General features: G+C 74.2%; 7 protein-coding genes. 3 read left to right on the top strand and 4 right to left on the bottom strand.

Translation table 11 applies throughout. The annotated features are described in order from the left end of the window. Positions 1 to 21 precede the first annotated feature (21 nt). The 3 genes from dapA to cnbZ all read right to left on the bottom strand — a co-directional run bounded on the left by dapA (position 22) and on the right by cnbZ (position 2,312). On the bottom strand, positions 22 to 954 hold the full coding sequence (gene dapA, locus E2C05_RS26550; protein ID WP_240046905.1) for a 4-hydroxy-tetrahydrodipicolinate synthase: 933 nt from the start codon (positions 952 to 954) through the stop codon (positions 22 to 24). A 32-nt stretch (positions 955 to 986) separates the two neighbouring features. Beyond that, complete coding sequence (locus E2C05_RS26545; protein WP_133222667.1) at positions 987 to 1,481, bottom strand: hypothetical protein; 495 nt, start codon at positions 1,479 to 1,481, stop codon at positions 987 to 989. 78 nt (positions 1,482 to 1,559) lie between these two features. Continuing rightward, entirely contained in the window at positions 1,560 to 2,312 is a 753-nt protein-coding gene (gene cnbZ, locus E2C05_RS26540) for a 2-amino-5-chloromuconate deaminase CnbZ (protein WP_133222666.1), read from the bottom strand. A 59-nt stretch (positions 2,313 to 2,371) separates the two neighbouring features. Between cnbZ and atzD the strand changes: the two genes are divergently transcribed. From atzD to E2C05_RS26525, 3 genes are all read left to right on the top strand, one after another. Continuing rightward, entirely contained in the window at positions 2,372 to 3,478 is a 1,107-nt protein-coding gene (gene atzD, locus E2C05_RS26535; RefSeq protein ID WP_133222665.1) for a cyanuric acid amidohydrolase, read from the top strand. Between the two features lie 100 nt (positions 3,479 to 3,578). Further along, on the top strand, positions 3,579 to 4,457 hold the full coding sequence (locus tag E2C05_RS26530) for an MBL fold metallo-hydrolase (protein ID WP_133222664.1): 879 nt from the start codon (positions 3,579 to 3,581) through the stop codon (positions 4,455 to 4,457). A gap of 187 nt (positions 4,458 to 4,644) precedes the next feature. Then, positions 4,645 to 5,607: a glutathione S-transferase family protein gene (locus E2C05_RS26525; protein WP_133222663.1), complete on the top strand. Its 963-nt coding sequence runs from the start codon at positions 4,645 to 4,647 to the stop codon at positions 5,605 to 5,607. Between the two features lie 79 nt (positions 5,608 to 5,686). On the opposite strand, the gene E2C05_RS26520 is transcribed toward E2C05_RS26525, so the two are convergent. After that, positions 5,687 to 6,862, bottom strand: coding sequence for an acetate/propionate family kinase (locus E2C05_RS26520; protein ID WP_133222669.1), 1,176 nt, complete (start codon positions 6,860 to 6,862; stop codon positions 5,687 to 5,689). Positions 6,863 to 7,071 lie beyond the last annotated feature (209 nt).

The following is a 7,071-nucleotide window of genomic DNA, read 5'->3' as shown; positions in this document are numbered from 1 at the left end:
GCTCCCCCGGGCCCCCGGCGATCACGCCGCCACCCGCGGCCGGCCCGCCGCCATGGCCCGCGCCTCGGCCTCCTCCGCCGCCATCACCTCGCCGAGGATGCGCGCCAGGTGGGCGAGGGTCGGCTGCCCGGCGCGGGTGAGCGGCAGGCGCGGCACCGGGTCGCACAGCCGCAGCAGGCCGAGCGCCGCCTTCACCGGGATGGGGTTGCTCTCGACGAACAGCGCGGCGTCGAGCGGCGCCAGGCGGTCGCGCAGCGCCCCGGCGCGGGCCAGGTCGCCGGCCCGCCAGGCGCCCTGCAGCGCGGCGCAGAGCGCCGGCACCAGGTTCGCGCTCACCGAGACGCAGCCGCTGCCGCCCATGGCCAGGTGCGCCAGCGCCGTCGCGTCGTCGCCCGAAAGCTGCGGCAGCCCGGCGCCGCACAGCGCCCGCAGCCGCGGCACGCGGGACAGGTCGCCGGTCGCGTCCTTCAGCGCGTGGACCAGGTTGGCCTCGTGCAGCCGGGCGATGGTCTCGTCGGCGAAGGCGACACCGGCGCGCGAGGGCACGTCGTACAGCACCACCGGCAGGCCGGAGGCCGCGGCCACCGCGCGGACATGCGCCCGCAGCCCGTCCTGCCCCGGCTTCACATAGGGCGGGGCGGAGCAGAGCAGCGCCGCGGCGCCGCAGCGCTCGGCCGCCTGGGCGAGCAGCGCCGCCGCCTCGGTGCAGGGCGCGCCGACGCCGGCGATGACCGGCACGCCGGCATCGGCGACGGCACGCACGGCCTGGGCATGTTCCTCCGGCCGCAATGCCGGCCCTTCGCCGGTGCTGCCGCCGACCACCACCGCGGCCGCGCCGCGGCGCCAGGCGCGCTGCGCCAGGGCGACCAGCGCGGGAAGGTCGAGCCCGGCATCCTCGGCACGGAAGGGGGTGACGAGCGCGGGGATCGCGCCCTCGAACAGGGTCTGGTGCATGGGCATGGATGCTCCGGTGACGGCGCCGCGGCTCAGCGGCGGCCGGCCGTGGCGAGGACCGGCTGCAGCCGGCAGACCAGCAGCAGCGCGCCATCGGCACGCGGCCGCCGGCGGATGCGCCCGAAGCCGAGGCTGCGCAGCCGGGCGATGACCGACCGGGCGAGCGCGCCGGCCGCCGGCAGCAGCACCGCCAGCCGTCCGGCCCGGCTGTCCGCCAGCGCGCGGCGGGCACAGGTGGCGATGGCGGCGGCATCGGGCGCCGCGGCGCCGACGACGGCGACGACGAGATCGGCGGGGTCGGGATGCTTCGGCGGCGTCCTCGCCTCCTGCGCCGCGCGGCAGCCATGCCGGAGCGCGGCGCAGAGCAGCTCGGCACTCGGCGCGCCGAGGATCAGCACGCGGTCATCGGGGCCCGCGGCGGCTTCATCCAGCAGCAGCGCGTCGCCCGGCGCGATCGGCAGGCGGGGCAGCCAGGCGGCGGCGGGCACGGCATCGGTCGGAACGGCAAGGGTGGTAGTGGGTGGCATGGGGTCCTCCACCCCCACCCTCGTGCCGTCGGGCGTAAAGGCGCCATGTGAATCCCGCGGCGCCGGCGTAAAGGACCTTTACGCGATCACCCGCTCCAGCGGCAGGCCGCGCACATCCATCTCGTATTCCAGGTTCACCACCGGCGGCCGGCAATGGTGCCAGGTCACGCCATGCCGCGCCGCGCCGCGCCGGACCAGCTCCGTCCCCAGGAAGGGGTGGATGTCGTGGATGGTGTAGACCTGCGCCGCCGTGGCCGTCGCCCAGGACCCGCCGAGCGCCGCCATCCGCCGCTCCATCTCGTCCAGCACGAATTGCGCCTTGCGCAGCATGCCGGCCGGGGAGAGGTCGCCGAGGGCGATGGTCTTCTCCTCGTAGCTGCCCTTGCCCTCCGTGCTCTCGCCGCTGCCGGCGGTGACGAAGGTCGGGGCGGCGCCGGGATCGGGGATGGTGTAGCTGAAGGCGTGGAAGCCGGGCTCGGCCGGCGGGGTCAGTTCCGGGCAGACATTGCTGCGCGCCACCGGGTTCCAGCCCTCGGCCAGGATGCCCCACTCCTCCAGCGTCTTCGCATAGTGCAGGTTGAACTGGCGGAAGCCTTCCTCGGTGAACTGGCCGGGGGAGCGCAATTCGCACTGGCAGAAGGCGGTCAGCGGCCGGCCGAGGCCCTTGAGGTGGTCCGCGATGCGGGCGAAGCCCTGGGCCAGCGGCACCGGGTCGGCGAAGCGCGCCCGCTCGATCCGGAAGCCGGGCAGCGCCGCCACCCCCGCGCTGTACTGGAACACCGCCGGGATCGCCTTGTAGCCGTCGGCCGGCCGCTCGCGCGCTTCGTACATGCCTCGCCTCCTGTCGTCGGGCCGATACCATGCCAGCGAATCGGAAGTACGGAAGCCCCATGCCAGCCCGCCAGGCCCTGCTGCACCGCGTCCCCATGCGCCATCCCGGCGACACCGCGACGATCGAGGCACTGTTCGACAGCGGCGCGCTGGACCCGCGCCAGGTGGTCGCGGTGCTGGGCAAGACCGAGGGCAATGGCTGCGTCAACGATTTCACCCGCGCCTACGCCGTGCAGGCGCTGTCCTTCATGCTGGGCCGGCGTCTCGGGGAAGATCCCGAGGCGGTGGCGGCGCGCATCGCCATGGTGATGTCGGGCGGGACGGAGGGCGGCCTGTCGCCGCATTTCCTGGTCCTCGCCGTGGGCGAGGCCGCGGCGCCGAACCCGGCCGGCGCGCTGGCCATCGGCACGGCCTTCACGCCGGACTTCGCGCCGGAGGAGGTGGGCCGCACGCCGCAGGTGCTGGCGACGGCCGCGGCGGTGCGCGCCGCCATGGCCGATGCCGGCATCGCCGACCCGGCCGCCGTCCACTACGTGCAGGTGAAATGCCCGCTGCTGACCAGCGAGCGCATCGCCGCGGCGAAGGCGCGGGGCATGAGCGTGGCGACGGAAGACACCTACCATTCCATGGGCCTGTCGCGCGGCGCTTCGGCCTTGGGCGTCGCGCTGGCGCTGGGCGAGGTGGCGGCGGTGCCGGAGGCGGCGATCGGCACCGACTGGTCGCTGCATTCGGGCGTCGCCAGCACCTCGGCCGGCGTCGAGCTGCTGCGCAACGAGGTGATCGTGCTGGGCAACTCGCCGGCCTGGGCCGGCGACCTGACGATCGCGCATGCGGTGATGCGCGATGCCATCGACCTGCCGGCGGTGCAGGCCGCGCTGCGCGGCGCCGGGCTGCGGCCGGAGGACGGGCAGCTGCCGCCCGGGCAGCAGGAGAGGCTGGCGGCGGTGCTGGCCAAGGCCGAGCCGTCCTCCACCGGGCTGATCCGCGGCCGCCGCCACATCATGTGGGACGACAGCGACATCAACGCCACCCGGCATGCGCGGGCCCTGGTCGGCGGCGTCATCGCCGGCGCGGTCGGCCGCACCGACATTTTTGTGAGTGGCGGCGCGGAGCACCAGGGGCCGGATGGCGGCGGGCCGGTGGCGGTGGTGGCGCGGCGGGCGTGATGGCGTACCCTGTGGGCGTGGCCCGCGGCCGCCGGACAGCCGGGGCGCGGGCACCGAACGAGAAGGCCGCGGCGGCGCCGCGGCCGGGCAGGAGACGACCATGGGCACGCGCTTCACGCTGGGCGACCTCGAGATCCATCGCGTGATCGAGGAGCAGTCGCCGCTCTTCGACCCGCTGGAATTCTTCCCGACCCTGACGCGGGAGGTGCTGGCGGAGAACCGGCCCTGGCTGGAGGCCATGCAGGCGATCGACGCCGCGACCGGCAAGCTCAACCTCTGCATCCAGTCCTACCTGATCCGCACGCCGCACCACACCATCCTGGTGGATACCTGCGTCGGCAACCACAAGCCGCGGCCCAACCGGCCCTTCTGGAACATGAAGACCTCCGACACCTGGGAGCGGAACCTGGCCGCCACCGGCGTGGGGGTGGAGCAGATCGACTACGTCATGTGCACCCACCTGCATGTGGACCATGTCGGCTGGAACACCCGGCTGGAGAATGGCCGCTGGGTGCCGACCTTCCCGAATGCGCGCTACATCTTCGGCGCCAAGGAATACGCGTATTGGGAAGCCGAGCACGCCAAGGCGCCGAACCCGATCCTGGAGGACAGCGTGCTGCCCATCGTCGCCGCCGGGCGGGCGGAGATGGTGAGCACGGACAGCGCGCTGAACGACCATGTGCGGCTGACGCCGACACCGGGCCACACGCCCGACCATTTCGCGGTGGAACTCGGCAAGGGCGAGACCATCGCCGTGCTGACCGGCGACCTGATCCATTCGCCGCTGCAGGCGCGCTACCCGGAATTGTCCATGCGCGCCGATGTGGACCAGGCGCAATCGGCCGCGACGCGCCGCAAATTCCTGGAATGCCATTGCGACACCGGGCGGCTGGTCTGCACGGGGCATTTCCCCTCCCCCTCCACCGGCCATGTCACGCGCTGGGGGGACGGCTTCCGCTTCATGGCGACGGAGGCCTGAACGCGGCCCGCCTTGCCCCCATATCCGCGCCGACAGCGGATCGCCACAGGGCGCCGGGCGCCTTGCCCGGCGCCACCGGAGGCGAGATCCCGCTGCAATGAAGCAGCGGATCGCCGAAGGGCGCCGGGTCCCTTGCCCGGCGCCACCGGAGGCGTGATTCCGCTGCGCATCAAGGAAAGCTTCGCGCATGGGCAGGATGGTGGATGGCGTCTGGCAGGTGGAGGAGGTGGGCGCGACCGGCGCCGGCGGCCGCTTCCAGCGCACCCAGACCAGCTTCCGCGACGGCATCGCGCCCGGGGGGCGCTTCGCGCCGGAGGCCGGGCGCTACCACCTCTATGTCTCCCTCGCCTGCCCCTGGGCGCATCGCACGCTGATCTTCCGCGCGCTGAAGGGGCTGGAGGACATGATCTCCGTCTCCGTCACCCATTGGCACATGGGCGACCAGGGCTGGAACTTCGCCCCGGGCGAGGGCGTGGTGCCGGACACCGTGAACGGCGCCACCGCCATGCACGAGATCTACGCGAAGGCCGATCCGCACTACAGCGGCCGCGTCACCGTGCCGGTGCTGTGGGACAAGGCGACCGGCAGCATCGTGAACAACGAGAGCGCGGAGATCATCCGCATCCTCAACAGCGCCTTCGACGCGCTGGGCGCCGCGCCGGGGGACTGGTACCCGGCGCCGCTGCGCGCCGAGATCGAGGCGGTGAACGAGCGCGTCTACGCCACGCTGAACAACGGCGTCTACCGCGCCGGCTTCGCCCGCACCCAGGCGGCCTACGAGGAAGCCGTCGTCCCCCTCTTCGAGACGCTTGACTGGCTGGAGGCGCGGCTGTCCCGTCAGCCCTTCCTCTGCGGCGAGCATGCGACGGAGGCGGACTGGCGGCTCTTCACCACGCTGATCCGCTTCGACGCAGCCTATCACGGCCACTTCAAGTGCAACCTGCGGCGGATCGTCGACTACCCGGCGCTGTGGGACCACACGCGCTCGCTCCACCAGCACGCCGGCATCGCGCAGACCGTCGATCTCGGCCACATCAAGCGGCACTACTATGGCAGCCATCCCGCGGTGAACCCGACCGGCGTGGTGCCGATCGGCCCCGCGCTGGACCTGGACCGGCCGGGCACGCGCCGGGTGACGCCGCTGGGCTGACCGCCCCGGGCCGGGCACCGGCGACGCGGCGGCGCGGGGCGTCGTACCCCCCCGGCCGCAGGCCGGGACGCGGCGCGCCTCAGCCGCCCAAGGCCAGCGCGGCGGTGTGGCGGGCGATCATGCGCTCCTCGTCGGTCGGCACCACCCAGGCTTCCACCGCGCTGCCCGGGGCGCTGATGCGGGGGCCATGCGCGGCATTGGCCGCCGGGTCCAGCCGCAGGCCCAGCCAGCCCAACGCGGCGCAGATCCGCGCCCGCACCGGCGCGGCATTCTCCCCGACGCCGGCGGTGAAGACCACGCCGTCCAGCCCGCCCAGCGCGCAGGCCAGGGACGCGATCTGCCGCGCCGCGCGGTAGCAGAACACCTCCACCGCGAAGGCCGCGCGCGGATCCTCGCTGCCCAGCAGGTCGCGGAAGTCGGGGGACAGGCCGCCCGACAGGCCCAGCATCCCGGATTGCCGGTAGAGCAGGTCCTGGATCTGCGCCGCATCCATGCCGCGCTGCTGGATCAGGTGCAGCACCACGCCGGCATCCAGCTCCCCGCTGCGGGTGCCCATCGGCAGCCCGTCCAGCGCGGTGAAGCCCATGGTGGTCGCCTGGGACTCGCCGCGCAGCAGGGCGCAGGCGGAGGCGCCGCTGCCGAGATGCGCGACCACGCAGCGCCCCGCCGCCAGGCGCGGCGCGATGCGCGGCAGGACCGAGGCGATGTATTCGTAGGACAGGCCGTGGAAGCCGTAGCGCCGGATGCCCTCCCGGAACATGGCCAGCGGCAGGGCGAAGGCCTGCGCCACCTCCGGCACCGTGCGGTGGAAGGCGGTGTCGAAGCAGGCGACCTGCGGCAGCTCCGGGTCCAGCGCCAGCAGCGCCTTGATGGGCGCGAGGTTGTGCGGCTCGTGCAGCGGGGCGAGCGGCACCAGCGCCTCCAGCGCCTCGATCACCTGCGGGGTCGCACGCACCGGCGCGGCGTGGCGCGTGCCGCCATGCACCACCCGGTGGCCGATGGCGGCGATGCGGCGCGTGCCAAGCCAATCCCGCAGCCAGGGGATCAGCGCCGGCACCACCGCGGCCGGGCTGGAAGGCGGCGGGTCCAGCCGGGGCGGCGCCACCGCCTGCCCCGCCGCATCCTTCGCCCGCGCCCGCGGGTTCACGCCGATGCCGTCCACCTGGCCGGAGAGGAGCCGGTCCTCGCCGGCGAAGACCGCGAATTTGAGCGAGGAGGAGCCGGCATTCAAAACCCCGATCAGCCCGTCCCGCATGTCCCGCCCCCGGTGGTTGTGCATCGGGCGGGGTGTGGCGCGGCGGCGTCCCGGCCGCGCCCCGACCCGCGCCAGGCCATCCCTTGTAGAGCCATGCCGCGTCCCGGCATGCATGTCCTGCGCGTCCCGCGGCGGGCCGTCGCCCTGCGCGTCCCGCGGCGGGCCGTCGCCCTGCGCGTCCCGCGGCGGGCCGTCGCCCGCGGGCCCGC

The sequence above is a fragment of the Paracraurococcus ruber genome (assembly GCF_004353985.1).
GTDB lineage: Bacteria > Pseudomonadota > Alphaproteobacteria > Acetobacterales > Acetobacteraceae > Paracraurococcus > Paracraurococcus ruber.
Note: the sequence above shows the minus strand (reverse complement) of the source record. Positions and strands in the feature narration are given on the sequence as shown.